At 31.2% G+C, this 15,904-nt stretch carries 17 protein-coding genes; 12 read left to right on the top strand and 5 right to left on the bottom strand.

From position 1 onward, the window contains the following. Window positions 1-13: 13 nt before the first annotated feature. The 3 genes from LCI24_RS13840 to thiL form a co-directional block, all read right to left on the bottom strand. Window positions 14-913: a DMT family transporter gene (locus LCI24_RS13840; RefSeq protein WP_274640908.1), complete on the bottom strand. Its 900-nt coding sequence runs from the start codon at window positions 911-913 to the stop codon at window positions 14-16. A gap of 154 nt (window positions 914-1,067) precedes the next feature. Then, window positions 1,068-1,538, bottom strand: a complete 471-nt coding sequence (gene lysM / locus LCI24_RS13835) for a peptidoglycan-binding protein LysM (protein WP_125066022.1) — start codon at window positions 1,536-1,538, stop codon at window positions 1,068-1,070. Between the two features lie 158 nt (window positions 1,539-1,696). After that, on the bottom strand, window positions 1,697-2,746 hold the full coding sequence (gene thiL / locus LCI24_RS13830) for a thiamine-phosphate kinase (RefSeq protein WP_274640907.1): 1,050 nt from the start codon (window positions 2,744-2,746) through the stop codon (window positions 1,697-1,699). A gap of 139 nt (window positions 2,747-2,885) precedes the next feature. Here thiL and LCI24_RS13825 point away from each other — a divergent pair, with 139 nt between their 5' ends. The 10 genes from LCI24_RS13825 (at window position 2,886) to LCI24_RS13780 (ending at window position 13,208) form a co-directional block, all read left to right on the top strand. Beyond that, complete coding sequence (locus tag LCI24_RS13825; RefSeq protein ID WP_274640906.1) at window positions 2,886-4,103, top strand: choice-of-anchor B family protein; 1,218 nt, start codon at window positions 2,886-2,888, stop codon at window positions 4,101-4,103. Continuing rightward, window positions 4,104-5,432 (top strand): hypothetical protein, encoded by a 1,329-nt coding sequence (locus tag LCI24_RS13820; protein ID WP_274640905.1) that lies wholly within the window; start codon window positions 4,104-4,106, stop codon window positions 5,430-5,432. Then, a complete protein-coding gene (locus LCI24_RS13815) occupies window positions 5,433-6,191 on the top strand; it encodes an MbnP family protein (protein ID WP_274640904.1) in 759 nt (252 codons plus the stop codon). Window positions 6,192-6,199: 8 nt separating this feature from the next. Next, a complete protein-coding gene (locus LCI24_RS13810) occupies window positions 6,200-7,267 on the top strand; it encodes a cytochrome-c peroxidase (RefSeq protein WP_274640903.1) in 1,068 nt (355 codons plus the stop codon). Between the two features lie 135 nt (window positions 7,268-7,402). Continuing rightward, entirely contained in the window at window positions 7,403-7,732 is a 330-nt protein-coding gene (locus LCI24_RS13805; RefSeq protein ID WP_099214669.1) for a HesB/IscA family protein, read from the top strand. Between the two features lie 33 nt (window positions 7,733-7,765). Beyond that, window positions 7,766-9,214 carry a Fe-S cluster assembly protein SufB gene (sufB, locus tag LCI24_RS13800; protein ID WP_274640902.1) on the top strand — a complete coding sequence of 483 codons (1,449 nt, stop codon included), beginning with the start codon at window positions 7,766-7,768 and terminating at the stop codon, window positions 9,212-9,214. Between the two features lie 16 nt (window positions 9,215-9,230). Next, complete coding sequence (locus LCI24_RS13795) at window positions 9,231-10,091, top strand: N-acyl homoserine lactonase family protein (protein ID WP_274640901.1); 861 nt, start codon at window positions 9,231-9,233, stop codon at window positions 10,089-10,091. A gap of 10 nt (window positions 10,092-10,101) precedes the next feature. Further along, window positions 10,102-10,854, top strand: coding sequence for a Fe-S cluster assembly ATPase SufC (gene sufC, locus LCI24_RS13790; protein ID WP_274640900.1), 753 nt, complete (start codon window positions 10,102-10,104; stop codon window positions 10,852-10,854). Window positions 10,855-10,951: 97 nt separating this feature from the next. Continuing rightward, entirely contained in the window at window positions 10,952-12,265 is a 1,314-nt protein-coding gene (gene sufD / locus LCI24_RS13785; RefSeq protein WP_274640899.1) for a Fe-S cluster assembly protein SufD, read from the top strand. Between the two features lie 52 nt (window positions 12,266-12,317). Continuing rightward, window positions 12,318-13,208, top strand: coding sequence for a LytTR family DNA-binding domain-containing protein (locus LCI24_RS13780; RefSeq protein WP_274640898.1), 891 nt, complete (start codon window positions 12,318-12,320; stop codon window positions 13,206-13,208). An 8-nt stretch (window positions 13,209-13,216) separates the two neighbouring features. On the opposite strand, the gene LCI24_RS13775 is transcribed toward LCI24_RS13780, so the two are convergent. Further along, window positions 13,217-13,819, bottom strand: a complete 603-nt coding sequence (locus LCI24_RS13775; RefSeq protein ID WP_274640897.1) for a hypothetical protein — start codon at window positions 13,817-13,819, stop codon at window positions 13,217-13,219. A 4-nt stretch (window positions 13,820-13,823) separates the two neighbouring features. Then, window positions 13,824-14,633 carry an alpha/beta hydrolase gene (locus tag LCI24_RS13770; RefSeq protein ID WP_274640896.1) on the bottom strand — a complete coding sequence of 270 codons (810 nt, stop codon included), beginning with the start codon at window positions 14,631-14,633 and terminating at the stop codon, window positions 13,824-13,826. A 195-nt stretch (window positions 14,634-14,828) separates the two neighbouring features. On the opposite strand from LCI24_RS13770, the gene LCI24_RS13765 reads away from it, so the two are divergent. Then, window positions 14,829-15,032 carry a hypothetical protein gene (locus LCI24_RS13765; RefSeq protein WP_274640895.1) on the top strand — a complete coding sequence of 68 codons (204 nt, stop codon included), beginning with the start codon at window positions 14,829-14,831 and terminating at the stop codon, window positions 15,030-15,032. Between the two features lie 132 nt (window positions 15,033-15,164). Further along, window positions 15,165-15,887: a DUF547 domain-containing protein gene (locus LCI24_RS13760; RefSeq protein ID WP_274640894.1), complete on the top strand. Its 723-nt coding sequence runs from the start codon at window positions 15,165-15,167 to the stop codon at window positions 15,885-15,887. Window positions 15,888-15,904 lie beyond the last annotated feature (17 nt).

The following is a 15,904-nucleotide window of genomic DNA, read 5'->3' as shown; positions in this document are numbered from 1 at the left end:
CGCAAAGATACGTTTATTTATTGGGAGTTTCTGTTGGGCGTTTAGTTACTAAAAACACTCCTAAAAAGATTAATAGTGCTGCCCCTATTTTAACCATATCTAGATGATCGCTTCCTACTATTAATGCATAAATAGCCGCTACTACAGGTTGCAAATACATAAAAACACTTACTGTAGTTGGTTTAAGTTTTGATAATGCAAATAAGTTAAACAAGTACGTAATACAAGTTGTAAATAATACCACAAAACCTGCTTTTAAGAAAATTGATATTGGCATTGTTTGCCATTGTACTTCTAACAATTCAAAGAATCCAAAAGGAAGTACCATTATTAACCCGAAAAGATATAACCACTTTACAAAAACAATTGGATTATACTTTGCTATTAGTTTTTTGGTAACAACTAAATACATACCATACGATGCTGCATTAATAAATACTAAAAAATTTCCTAAAATCATGTTAGTTGCATCACCTTTAAGTGGATTTCCATAAGCTATTAAAATTATAGCTCCTACCATACCAACAACAACACCTACAATTTTTCTTAAAACAAGTTTCTCTTTTAAAAGAATACTCGCAAAAATTAGCACTAAAATAGGCGTAGTTACCATCATTACCGATGCATTGATTGGTGTAGTATAACTTAGTCCTTTAAAAAAGGTTAGCATATTAAAAGCAATTCCAAAAAAAGCAGCCATTGCCACTCTTTTATAATCTTCTTTTTCAATAGACGGTGCTTTTACAAAAAGCCCTAATAACCAAAAAATTATAGCAGCCCCCCCAACACGAAGTAATATAAAACCAAAAGGTTGAATATACCCTTCCATTACTTCTTTGGCTACTGTAAATGTAACTCCGTAAATAAGTGTTGCGATAGATGCTGCAGTAAGTGCTAACGCTCTTTGGTTCATTTTTAATTATTTTAAAAACAAATGCAAAGGTGATGATAATATTCTTCTTTTCTATTACTTTTTTACCCTATATCAATTTTAAAATATCTCATTTTTATAAACTAAAAAAGCACTACAAATGCAGTGCTTTTCCCTTTGGTTGATTAACTTTTGATTAGTCCACTAAAGGTGGTATTCTTAATACTTGTCCTGGATAAATTTTATCAGGATGTGTTAACATTGGTTTGTTTGCTTCAAAAATTACTGGGTACTTCATAGCATCTCCATAAAACTCTTTTGCAATTTTACTTAATGAATCTCCACTTACTACTGTATGAAACTGAGCCATAGCAGCTTCTTCGATAACCTCAACCTCTTTAACTGTCATGTTATCTTCTACAGAAGCAATACCTTCTGTATTACCTACTACTAAAACTACTTTTTCTTTAGTAGCTAAATCTGCTGCTTCTCCTGTTACCGTAGCTTTATCATCATCTACATTAACAGCTAAGTTTTCAACAGAAAGCTCTAGCTTATTTACTGCGTCTACTAATTTTGCAGCTTTTTCTGTTGCTTCTTCTTCAGTTGTTTTTCCGATACCGAAAACTTTTGCTCCGGCATTTTTAATAAATGAAAAAATTCCCATTCTCTTTTTTGATTTTTGTTAATATTCTTTTTACTATCTGACTAATATACAATTTTTATACCAGCTTTTTTATTCTACAATAATTTTAAAAGAGTCTTTTTAAAACTAAAAAAGCACCCAAATTTGGGTGCTTAATCTATTATGCTTTGTTGATATTTCTATTCTTTATTAAAAGAATTCCAGCCTTGTGCTTTTAACTCAATTTCCTGATTAGCACGTGTTACCAAATTCATTCCTTCATTTTCTTCGGTAATATGACCAATAACTGTTAAATTCGGATTTCCTTTTATTTTGTCATAATCATCTATAGAAACCGTAAATAATAACTCATAATCTTCTCCACCACTTAAAGCTATCATCGTACTATCCATATTAAACTCTTCAGAGGTAGAAATTACTTGAGGGTCTAATGGCAACTTGTCTTCATAAATCTTACATCCTGTTTTACTCTGTGTACAGATATGCATAATTTCAGAAGATAATCCATCAGAAATATCAATCATAGAAGTCGGTTTTACTTCTAACTCCTCCAATAACTTAGGAATATCTTTACGTGCCTCTGGCTTTAACTGACGTTCTATTATATAGGTATATTTATCTAAGTCTGGTTGATTTTGAGGGTTTACCTGGAAAACTTGCTTTTCACGCTCCAATACTTGTAAACCTAAATACGCTCCTCCTAAATCACCCGAAACAACAATTAAATCAGTAGCCTTAGCTCCATTTCTATATACAATATCTTCTTTGTTCGCTTTACCAATAGCTGTAATAGAAATTAAAATTCCTTTTGTTGAAGATGTAGTATCTCCTCCAACTAAATCTACTTTATATGTATCACACGCTAATTGTATTCCTGCATATAATTCTTCTATAGCTTCTAATGGAAAACGATTAGAAACTGCTATTGACACTGTAATTTGTTCTGCATCAGCATTCATAGCATACACATCTGATAAATTGACCATTACCGCTTTGTATCCTAAATGCTTCAAAGGCATATAACTCAAATCGAAATGTACACCTTCTACTAATAAATCTGTAGTTATTACAGTTTCTTTATCTGACGCACTAATTACAGCTGCATCGTCTCCCACACCTTTAACTGTTGAAGAATGATACATTTTAAAATGCTTTGTTAAATGGTTAATTAACCCAAACTCTCCAAGCTCAGCTAACGAAGTTCTTTCTTGATTTTTATCTTCTAACATGCTGCAAAGATAACGACTAACTAACAAAAAGAACTATTTTGCTTAAGGTAATCTATACAAAATAAAAATAGGGTTTTGCAGTTTTTGTATGTTATATAAGTAGTTAATTACTTAATTTAGTGTTTTTAAACCCCGATTTATGAAAAACTTTAAAATTCTATTTGTTTTAGCTGGAATGTTGTTTTTAACATCATGTTCTTCTTCAAATGAAGATCCAATAGAGACCAATAAAAATACTTGTTCTAATGGTAAAGCTGGGATTTACCCTTGTAATGGTTACGACCTCCTATTAAATATCCCTGTAAACACGTTTAATGCAGCAGAAGTAAATGATAGCTGGGGGTGGACAGACCCAACAAGTAATAAAGAATACGCTATTGTAGGTTTAGATAATGGGACTGCTTTTGTTGACATAACTGACACTGAAAACCCAGTATATTTAGGCAAACTTCCTACTCCTACTATTAGCAGTGATTGGAGAGATGTAAAAGTATATAATAATCATGCGTTTATCGTTGCTGACAATAACCAAGGAGATACTGGACATGGTATGCAAGTGTTTGATTTAACTAGATTAAGAAACGTTACCAATCCTCCCAACACATTTACAGCAGATACGCATTTTACCGATTTTGGAAAAGCGCACAATATTGTAATTAATGAAAATACTGGTTATGCATATCCTGTAGGTACTGATAGAACTGGAACGTATAAAGGAGGCCCTTTATTCATCAATATCCAAGACCCTAAAAACCCTGTAAGTGAAGGTGGTTGGGGAACTGATAATTATAGTCACGATGCTCAGGTAATTACTTATAATGGACCTGATACCGATTATACTGGTAAAGAAATTTTGATAGGAAGTAATGAAAATGAAGTTGTAATTGTTAACATTACCGATAAATCAAACCCCGTAACTATTTCTAAAATTTCATATGCAAATGTAGGGTACACCCATCAAGGTTGGTTTACTGAAAATCAACGGTATTTTATCTTAGGAGATGAGTTAGATGAACAAAAATTTGGTAACAATACAAGAACAATTATTTTTGATTTTTCCGATTTAGACAACCCTAAACAACATTTTACTTATAACGGACCTACCAAAGCAATCGACCATAATTTATACGTGAGTGGAACTACTCTTTATTTAGCTAATTACACTTCGGGTATTCGTTTTATTGATATTTCAAACATTGAAAGTAAAAGTATCACTGAAGTAGCTTATTTTGATACCCATCCAGAAAATGACAATGCTAATTTTAATGGAGCTTGGAATGTATACCCTTTCTTTAAAAGCGGTAAAATTGTTGTAAGTGATATCAACAGAGGTTTATTTATTCTTAAAAAACAATAAATGCTCAAGCAACTTTCAGTATTACTTTTCGTATTAACCATTATTTGTAGTTGTAGCAAAGATGATGGTATACATTTTAATTCCTCATCAAAAGCCCCTGAAGTTAGCTTAATTAAAACTCTTGGAGGTTCTGTAAACGAAAGTGGTAGAAGTGTAATAAGTACTTCTGATGGCGGTTATATTGTCGCTGGATATACTCAGAGTATTGATGGAAATATAGAAACCACCCAAAATACAATTCAATATGATTTTTGGGTTTTAAAATTCAATGTAAGCGATAACCTTCAATGGCAAAAGACTTACGGAGGTTCAAAAGACGACAAAGCATTTAAAATTATTCAAACAAATGATAATGGCTTTGCTATTGTTGGCTACGGAAAAAGTGATGACGGAGACGTAGATTCAAACGAAGGGTTTGATGATGTTTGGATTTTAAAACTAGATAGCAATGGTACAATAGTTTGGCAAAAAACTATTGGTTTCTCTGGAGCTGATCAAGGTTTTTCAATCATTCAAACTTCTGATGGAGGCTATTTTATCGGGAGTATTCTAGACGTAACAGCATCTGGAGGTTTAGGAAATTCAAAACAAGCAGCAAAGCATGCTGGTGGAGACTACTGGGGGATTAAGCTTAATCCTAGTGGAGATATTGAATGGAGAAAATATTTTGGAGGAACAAACACTGATACTTGCTACGATGTAGCAGAAGCTACTAACGGCTATCTATTAATTGGCTCTTCTGACAGCAATGATGTAGACATAAAAAACAACAAAGGTTCTTACGACTTTTGGATTGTTAAAACTGACAAAAGCGGAAATTTACTTTGGGAAAAATCTTTTGGTGGTACAGAAATTGATGAAGCTAGAGCAATAACAAAAACCAATGATGGGAACTTTATTATTGTTGGAGATACACGTAGTTCTGACAAAGATATTTCCCAAAACAATGGTGGTGCCGATTTATGGGTAATCAAAATAACTAGTCAAGGTGAATTACTTTGGCAAAGAAGTTATGGAGGTTCTAGTTTTGATGTTGGCCGATCAATTAAAAAAACATTGAACGGAGATTTTTTAATATCTGGAAGTTCAAGAAGTGCTGACAACAACTTTATCAATAAAGGTCAAAATGACGCATTAATTATGAAAATTGATACAAACGGGAACCTTTTGTGGCAAAAAACAATAGGAGGTACAGAAATAGATTTTTGTTACGATGCTGTTGAATTAACAAACGGAAATATTATTGCTGTTGGTGAAAGCAGTAGCAATAATCAAGATATAACAACAAACAAAGGTTTTTCAGACCTATTAATTATCAAACTAAAATAAATGAAATATTTTTTAACCTTCTTTCTTAGTGCATTACTTTTTTCTTGTAGTTCAGATAATGATGAATCTATCAAAGAAGTTTCAGTAAAGCTAAAATTTAGTCAAAACTGGGATGGAACTGTAATTGAAAAATCTGACTTAGAGAACACCGAATTTACTAACAAAACAGGAAGTAAACTCTCTATAAGTAGACTACGCTATTTAATCTCACGTATTAGTCTTGTTAACGGAGCAGGAGATACAACCAAATTTGATAGTTATAAATTAATAGATGTAAGTAAACCAGACAGTTTAACCTATGCTCTTTCTAAAAAAGTATCAGAAGGAAGCTATAAACTACTTTTTACTTTCGGCTTTAATAATAGTGATAACCAAAGTGGAGTATATCCAGATTTAAACTCTGCTGATTGGAATGTACCTGATATGATGGGTGGAGGATATCACTTTATGCAATTAGACGGTAAATACAAAGACACTTTAGGAGTAGAAAATCTATACAACTTTCACGCTGTAAGAGCTTACGACCAAGAAAAGGATTCTATTCTAGATACTTCTTTTGGTGTTGAAACTGGTTCTATTCTCTTAAAAAACAATGCTACAATAGAAATTAAAATGAATGTAGCCGGATGGTTTAAAAGTCCTAATGACTGGGATTTAAACGAAAAGAGCATTGATTTAATGCCAGATTTTGAAGCCCAGAAAGAAATATCAGAAAACGGTAAAAGCGGTGTATTTAGTTTAGGAGCTATTTCTCAATAAAAATAATAATGACACAAAAAAGTATCTATTTTTATTTATTACTACTCCTTTTAATCAGTTGTTCTTCAAAAGGAGAAGAAGAAAATATATACACGCCTGTTCCTGTTAGTTTAGAAGTCCCTGAGTTATTTCAACAAAAATTAATCGCTCCAGTTATTCCAACTAACAACCCTTTAACAGAAGAAGGTATAGCACTTGGTAAAAAACTATTTTTTGATCCAATTTTATCAAAAGACAACACACAGTCTTGTGCTAGTTGTCACGATCCAAAAAATGCTTTTACAGATGACACTCGTTTTAGTGAAGGGATTGACGGTAAATTTGGAACACGAAACTCAATGCCGCTATTTAATTTAGCTTGGAACTTTGACGAACGTTTTATGTGGGATGGAAAAGAACTCAGTATAGAGCGTCAAGCATTCTCACCTGTTCGTAATCCAATTGAAATGCATAGCGATTGGAAAAATGTAGCTAAAAAATTACTAGAACACGCTGAATACCCCACACTTTTTCAACAAGCTTTTGGAACATCTAAAATAGATTCAACCTTAGTCACCAAAGCAATTTCTCAGTTTGAAAGAACCTTAATTTCAGGAAACTCAAAGTTTGATCAATACCTTTTAGGCAAAGTAGAACTAACACCTGATGAACAAAATGGATTTAATGTGTTTATGGATGAAACCAGAGGTGACTGTTTTCATTGTCACGGAAGTAATAACAATCCTTTATGGACAGACAATAATTTCCATAACAACGGTTTAGACGAAACTTTTGCCGACTTAGGTTTAGGCGCTGTTACCGGTGACCCTAACGATAATGGAAAATTTAGGAGTCCATCCTTACGAAACTTAAAATTCACAGCACCATATATGCATGATGGGCGATTTGCCACTTTAGAAGAGGTAATTAACCACTACTCTGAAGGGTTAAAAATATCTTCTACAATCGACCCTCTAATGAAAAAAGCGAATCAGGGAGGAGTACAACTTTCAGATAAAGATAAAGCAGACTTAAAAGCTTTTCTTTTGAGTCTTTCTGATGCTAATTTTGTAAACAATCCTGATTTCCAACAATAATCTTCTAACAATCAGTTAGTAGAATTATAGTATAGACAATTTTTATCGCTTAATAACTATATTCATTTCAAAAAATGATATAAATCATATTTTGTCATTATCTTTGCAGTCACTTAGATTTAATCTATTTAAACGATGATAAAAGTTTCAGACACAGCAAAAAAGAAAGTCATTGAACTAATGACTGATGACGGATTTGATACTACAACCGACTTTGTTCGTGTTGGAGTGAAAAGTGGCGGTTGTTCAGGATTATCATACGACTTAACTTTTGACAAAACCCAACAAGAAAACGATAAGGTTTTTGAAGATAATGATGTAAAAATTGTTGTTGACAAAAAGAGTTTTTTATACTTAGTTGGAACAACTTTAGAATATTCTGGAGGTTTAAATGGTAAAGGATTTGTATTTAACAATCCTAATGCTAACAGAACTTGTGGTTGCGGAGAGAGTTTCTCTCTATAAGCCTATACATCACAAAAAGAATACAAAAAACTGATGAGTAAATACACCGAGGACGATTTAAGAGAAGAATTAAAAACCAAAGAGTACGAATATGGTTTTTATACTGATATTGAAAGTGAAAAGTTTCCTAATGGGATAAACGAAGATATCGTTCGTGCCATTTCTAAAAAGAAAAATGAGCCAGAATGGATGACTGAATGGCGTTTAGAAGCTTTTAGAATTTGGGAACAAATGGAAGAACCAGAGTGGGCTAATGTTACCTATAAAAAACCGAGTTTTCAAGATATTTCTTACTACTCAGCTCCTAAAAAGAAACCTAAATTAAACAGCTTAGATGAGGTTGATCCTGATTTACTAGCCACTTTTGAAAAATTAGGAATTTCTTTAGAAGAACAAAAAAGATTAGCTAATGTAGCAGTTGATATTGTAATGGACTCTGTTTCTGTAGCTACTACTTTTAAAGAAACGTTAGCTGAAAAAGGAATTATTTTCATGCCTATTTCTGAAGCGATTCAAGAGCATCCAGAATTAGTGAAAAAATATATAGGTTCTGTTGTACCTCCAACAGACAACTTTTATGCTGCACTAAACTCAGCAGTATTCTCTGACGGATCTTTCTGTTACATTCCAAAAGGAGTTCGTTGTCCAATGGAGTTATCTACTTACTTCCGTATCAACGAAGGAGGAACTGGTCAATTCGAACGTACCTTAGTTGTTGCTGATGAAAGCAGTTATGTTTCTTATTTAGAAGGATGTACTGCTCCGCAACGTGACGAAAACCAATTACACGCAGCAGTAGTAGAGCTAATTGCTTTAGACGATGCTGAAATAAAATATTCAACAGTTCAAAACTGGTTCCCTGGTGATTCAGAAGGAAAAGGTGGAGTTTTTAACTTTGTAACCAAGAGAGGTTTATGTGAAACCAACGCTAAGATTTCTTGGACACAAGTTGAAACAGGTTCAGCAATTACGTGGAAATACCCTAGTTGTATTCTTAAAGGAAATAATTCAGTAGGTGAATTTTATTCAATTGCAGTAACTAACAACCATCAACAAGCCGATACTGGTACCAAGATGATTCACTTAGGAAAGAATACTAAGTCAACCATTATTTCTAAAGGAATTTCAGCAGGTAAATCACAAAATAGTTACCGTGGTTTAGTACAAGTAAACACTAGAGCTGAAAATGCTCGTAACTTCTCTCAATGTGATTCTTTATTAATGGGTAATGAGTGTGGTGCACATACTTTCCCTTATATCGAAGCTAAAAATAAATCAGCTCAAATAGAACACGAAGCTACTACAAGTAAAATTGGTGAAGACCAATTATTCTATTGTAATCAACGTGGTATTGATACTGAAAAAGCTATTGCATTAATTGTAAACGGATTTAGTAAAGAAGTACTAAACAAGTTACCAATGGAATTTGCTGTAGAAGCACAAAAACTACTAGAAATTAGTTTAGAAGGAAGTGTAGGCTAACCAAAACCGCAATAAAATGAAAAAAATATTTTTATTAGCTCTTATAACTATTGTTACATTTAGTTGTAAAAATGCTAAAAAAGAACAAACCACAGAAGAAAAAACAGTTGAAAAGCCTCAAGTAAAACTTCATGTTTTAGATGGTGGTTCAATTTTAGTTAACAAACTTGAAGTTTTTTCTCAAGATACAACATACACAGGGCAGTCTAAACAATTTTCAGATGCTTACTATGTAATATCTCATCCTAAAGGAAATTTAATGTGGGATGCTGGTTTACCTGAAACCTTAATTGTAGACGAACCTTTTACAGAGCCTTCTGGTACTTTTACTTTACAACGTAAAGATTCATTAAAAAACCAGTTAAAATCTATAGGATTAACTATTAACGATTTTAAATACTTTGCACTATCTCATCCTCATTTCGATCATACTGGTCATGCAAATTACTTTAAAAATGCAACGTGGTTGGTTCAAGGGAATGAATATGATTTTATAACTAATGACTCTGCAAAAGTTAAAGACCCTGACACCTATAACTCTATTAAGGAATTAAAGAATGTTGAAAAAATTAATGGTGATTATGATGTTTTTGGAGATGGTACAGTAGTTATCAAATATATGCCAGGTCATACAATTGGTCATCAAGCTTTATATATTGAAGCTGGTTTGGAAAAACCAATTTTATTAACAGGTGATTTATATCACTTTGAAGAAAATAGAGAAACTAAAGGTGTTCCTTCATTTAATTACAATGTTGAACAAACTCTAGAAAGCATGAAGAAATTTGAAGCTTTCGCTAAAGAAAAGAATGCTGAGGTGATTATTCAACACTCACCAAAAGATTTCAAAAAATTACAAAATCTATTAAAAAAGTAACTATACAGTAATGTTAAAAATAGAAAACTTACACGCACAGGTAGAAGATAAAGATATTCTTAAAGGAATTAACTTAGAAGTAAAAGCAGGAGAGGTTCATGCGATTATGGGACCAAACGGTGCAGGTAAAAGTACCTTATCATCTGTAATTGCTGGTAATGAAACTTATGAAGTAACTTCTGGTTCTATTGAGTTAGAAGGTGAAGATATTAGCGAATTAGCTCCTGAAGAAAGAGCTCATGCTGGTGTATTCTTATCTTTTCAATATCCAGTAGAAATACCTGGTGTTACTGTTACAAACTTTATTAAAACAGCAATTAACGAATCACGTAAAGCTCAAGGTTTAGAAGAAATGCCTGCTAAAGATATGCTTAAGAAGATTCGTGAAAAATCAGAATTATTAGAAATCGATCGTAAATTCTTATCTCGTTCTTTAAACGAAGGATTTTCTGGTGGAGAGAAAAAACGTAATGAGATTTTTCAAATGGCAATGTTAGAACCTAAATTAGCTATTTTAGATGAAACTGATTCTGGTTTAGATATCGATGCTTTACGTATTGTTGCTAATGGAGTTAATAAATTAAAATCTAAAGATAACGCTGTAGTGGTTATTACTCACTATCAACGTTTATTAGATTATATCGTTCCTGATTATGTACATGTTTTACACGATGGAAAAATCGTTAAAACTGGTGACGCTTCTCTTGCTTTAGAGCTAGAAGAAAAAGGATACGATTGGATTAAAGAAGAGGCTAATAGTTAGAAAAGTTGAAAAGTAAAAAGTGAAAAGTTGCCTATAAAACAAGCTTCTTTTCAGCTTTACAAACTTTTATACTTTATAAACTTTACAACTAAAAACAATGGAGTTGAGAGAAAAAATATTATCATCATACGTAGCTTTTGAAGACAGTGTAAACATCAATTCAGATTTACACGAAATAAGAACAAAAGCACTACAAAATTTTGAAAAACTAGGCTTTCCTACTAAAAAGCTAGAAGCTTGGAAATACACTTCTTTAAATTCAATTTTAAAAGAAGATTATAGTATATTTCCTGATAGAGATGCTTCTGTAGAGTTTGCTGATGTTAAAAAATATTTCATTCACGAGATAGACAGCTATAAAATAGTTTTTGTAGATGGAAAGTACAGCTCATTTTTATCAACTACTACTCATGATGGAAAAGATGTTTGTTTATTATCTGCTGCTTTTTCAAAAGAAAAGTACAAGCCTGTTGTTGAAAAATATTTTAACAAAATAGCAAAACAAGATAATTTAACATCATTAAATACTGCATTTGCAACTGAAGGTGCTTTTATTCACATTCCAAAAAATGTTGAAGTTGAAAAACCTATTCAAATAATTAACTTTACTACAGGTAAAGAACATGCAACTATGTTACAACCACGTAACTTAATTATAGTTGAACAAAATGCACATGTTCAAATTATTGAACGCCACCAAAATCTTAATAACAATGCTGTTTTAACAAATGCTGTAACTGAAATTTATACAGATACACATGCTACAGTAGATTATTATAAGATTCAAAACGACAATAATGATGCTTCTTTAGTTGACAATACATATATTGAACAACAAAAAGAAAGTACTTGTTCTGTACATACATTTTCTTTTGGTGGAAATATTACTAGAAACAACTTAAACTTCTACCAAAAAGGAGAACATATAAACTCTATTTTAAAAGGGATTACTATTATTGAAGGAAAACAACATGTTGACCACCATACTTTAGTGAATCATATAGAGCCTAACTGTGAAAGCCACCAAGACTACAAAGGCATTTATGCTGATCGCTCTACTGGAGTATTTAACGGTAAAGTTATCGTTGAAAAAGAGGCTCAAAAAACTAATGCTTACCAGCAAAACAATAATGTTTTAATTAGTGATAAAGCAACGATAAATGCAAAACCTCAATTAGAAATTTTTGCTGACGACGTAAAATGTTCTCATGGTTGTACTATCGGTCAATTAGATGATCAAGCATTATTTTATATGCAACAAAGAGGTATTCCTAAAAAAGAAGCAAAAGCGCTATTAATGTATGCCTTTGCTAATACCGTTTTAGAAAGTGTTAAAATACCAGAGGTTAAGAAAAGAATTACCAAATTAATTGCCAACAAATTAGGCGTTAACATTGGTTTTGAACTATAAAACAAATAAAAAGGCATTATTAACATAATGCCTTTTTAATTCTTTAAATGTTATGAAATCTAAGTTTTTTAAAAACTTATCAATTCCCTACCCTTATTTATTTCATACCAAAAGAAACCTTATTATTGCTTGTGTATTAAGCATAATTATATTTTTAATTAATTATTACTCGCCGCAAAACACAAGTGTTAGCAATGTATTTTTAGTAAACAAACTTTATGCTTGTTTATCTGCTAGCTTCGTTACTTTTTTAAGCATCTTATTTTTTACTGAATTTGTCCCTAAAGTTTTTTTTACTGCTGAAATTAAAGAAAGCTGGAACACTGTTAGAGAGTTTTTCTTTACGCTAGGAATACTTATTTCTATCGCTCTTTTTCAAAACAGTTTTTTATATCCTTTAAAGAATGTTTCTAATAGTAACTTTTTTTTAAGCTTAGTTAATACTTTTATTTATGTTATTTTAATAGGTACCGTACCTATATTTATCATTATTTGGGTAAACTATGTTATCATCTTAAAAGAGAATTTAAGAAGTGTTAAAGCATACAATAAAGAGCTAGAAAAAGAATTAAAACAGAAAGACAAAAATGTTGTTTTATCGATAAAAACGAATAATGTAAATGAAACATTAATTCTTGATTTGACTACTTTCTTATTTGCTAAATCTGAGGGGAACTATGTAGACATTTACACTAAAAATATTGATTCGGTAGATGTTAAACCTTATAGAATATCTATTCAAAAACTACTTAATAGTTTGTCCGATTACTCTTTTATTTTAAGTACGCATCGTTCTTATATAATCAATATTAAAAACATAAGAAGAACCTCTGGAAACGCAAGAAACTATAAAATCTCATTTCCCGATGTTTCACATGAGGTTCCTGTATCAAGAAGTAAGTTTAAATTATTTAAAGAGGAGTTTGACAAGTATTATAAATAGATATGTTTTTATAACATATACCCTACTCCCATACCAAAAAACAACCTTGAATCAAAGTCTCCAGGTCTAAACCTTCCACTATCAGTAATTCCTTTTAACGAGCTCCAAATATCAAAAGTTACTGTTACCCTATTAAAAGTATAGCCTAAAGAATTTACCATTCCGTAATTAAAATAAGAATATGAGTTTTTAAACTTCTCATAAACGTTTAAATGGTCTATATATAAACTCCCTTTAGATTTTAAATTTGTATACCCTAAAAAAGGTTGAACCGACATATAAAACCTCCTTTTATTAAATGGATAAAAACTAAAGTCAAACAAACCAACAAAAGATATATCTCTTGTATAGCCACCTACATGGTTTGTGAACATGTTTTCATCTTCATTTATAAAACTATTTTGATACCCTGCACCGACCATTAAAGTTATTTTTTTACTTTCTAAAATCTTCCTTTTTGCCTTAAAAACTAAACCATAATGTTCTCCAAAACTTGCATTGATTATATCAGTTGTGTAACCTAATTCTAATTTCCACTTTCTAGTAGTATTAGATTCTTGAGCATTCATCATAAAACAACTCAATAATAGTATATATAAGATATTCTTCATTTTATTATTCAATAATTTGTAATCCTTTTTTAAATCCTTGTATTGGGCTATTTCTATGTGAAGTATCTTCAAACCTTTCATAACTAAAATTAAAATCATTATAGTTACTAAGCTCAAGTTGTTTTGTTAAAGCTTGAAAAGATGCATTCATACCAACTCCTTCTAAGTCTCCCATAGACATATAAATACCTTTTCCGTTTAATAAATTCAATTCCTTAGCATTGCTCTCTAAATCGAAAATAAAAGAGTTATACCACATTAAATTTGGGCTTATCACTATAGCATTATTAAAAGGATTTTCTTGCTCCTCTTGCATCATTACATACAAAGCGAAATATCCTCCAAGGGAATGTCCATAGATTGTTTTTGTTAAGCTCATTATTTGGTAATCTTCCTCAATTGTAGGTATTAACTCAGAGTTAAGAAAGTCTATAAATCTCTTTGCTCCACCTGAATCTCCATCAAAATCTCTATCATACGGATAAGAATAGTCAGTTCCCCTTTCATTATCATCAGCATAACCAATACTTACTATAATAATATTCTCTTTGTTTTCTGAATTTATTATTTGCATACACTCATTATAATAATCCTCACCATCTAGCAAATAAACTACATGATAATTTTTGTTTACATCAACTTCTTTAAGGCTTCCTATTTTAACATCATATTTAAAATTTGTTGACTTTGATTTTATTGTGAAGTTTTGCTGTTTTATGTTAGAAGGTAAATCCTCTTCAATACAACTAGCAAAGAAAAAGAGTATAAAACTTAAAAATAAGATTGGTCTTTTTGTGTAAGAATACGTAATCATTTTTGATATTTTTATTTATTAATCCACATCAAAAATATCTGACCCATATCCTCTCACATACAATGAAAGCCCCTATGGTATGAAATGTTCCTTATTTGTGACAAAAGGACTATTTTATGACAAATAATACTAACTAAAATCATTCATTTAGCTGTATAATTTGTTTTTCTTATCTTTAAAAGAAACAATTCTATTATGAACAACTCACTTAAAACAATTGCTTTTATTTCTGGAATAGTAATTTTAGCATACGGAGTATACACTCTTTTTAAACCTGAAACTCAAATTTCTATCGGTGATGTAGATCTAATAGAAGCACAAGACAACACCAACTCATATATTACTATTGCTGTTGGTATTATTATTATTGCTTTAAGTTCAATTATAGGAAAAAAATAAAATTTCTATTTTCTTAAATCAAAAACCACCTTTTTCAGGTGGTTTTTTACTTCTATAAAATTTTATGTAATGAATTAAATCAGTCTACGTCAAAAGTACCGTAAACTAATTTATTTACTTAAAATTTAAAAAATGCGAAAAACAATTACCCTCACTTTAACATGTTTACTACTTTTCGTAAGCATCCAATCACATGCACAGACTGATGTATATGATGCTCTTTTAAAAACCTACGTTAGCTCTGAAGGAGATGTAGATTACAAAGGACTGAGAAAAAACCGTGCTCTATTGGATATCTATATCAAGCACTTAGAAAATACTATACCTAGTGACAAATGGTCTTCAAATGAAGCTAAAGCTTTCTGGATAAACGCCTACAATGCATATACTATTAAATTAATTTTAGATAGTTATCCTTTAAAGAAAATCACTGACATAAAGCGTAAAGGAAGAAATGCATGGAAAATTCCATTTGCATCAGTTGGTAAAAAATTGTACTCACTTGACTACATTGAACATAAGATACTTAGAAGATGGTATGACGACCCTAGAATTCATGTTGCGTTGAACGCCGCTTCTAAATCTGGTCCTAGGTTTGTAAACTTTGCTTTTACCAAAAACAATGTAGAAAATGAGTTAAAAAACCTAATGAAAGCTTTTATAAATGACTCTACAAAAAATAAAATAACCTTAACCAAGGTTGAAGTATCAAAAATATTTCAATGGTACCAAGAAGATTTTACTTCTCGTAATACCTTAGTTGATTATATTAATAAATATTCCGATATTAAAGCTAATGATAATGCTGAAGTTGTGTATTTAGAATACGATTGGAACTTAAATAGTAAAGAATAATTTCCCCTTATTACACA

It is taken from the genome of Tenacibaculum larymnensis (assembly GCF_028829235.1).
Classification (GTDB): Bacteria; Bacteroidota; Bacteroidia; order Flavobacteriales; family Flavobacteriaceae; genus Polaribacter; species Polaribacter larymnensis.
Note: the sequence above shows the minus strand (reverse complement) of the source record. Positions and strands in the feature narration are given on the sequence as shown.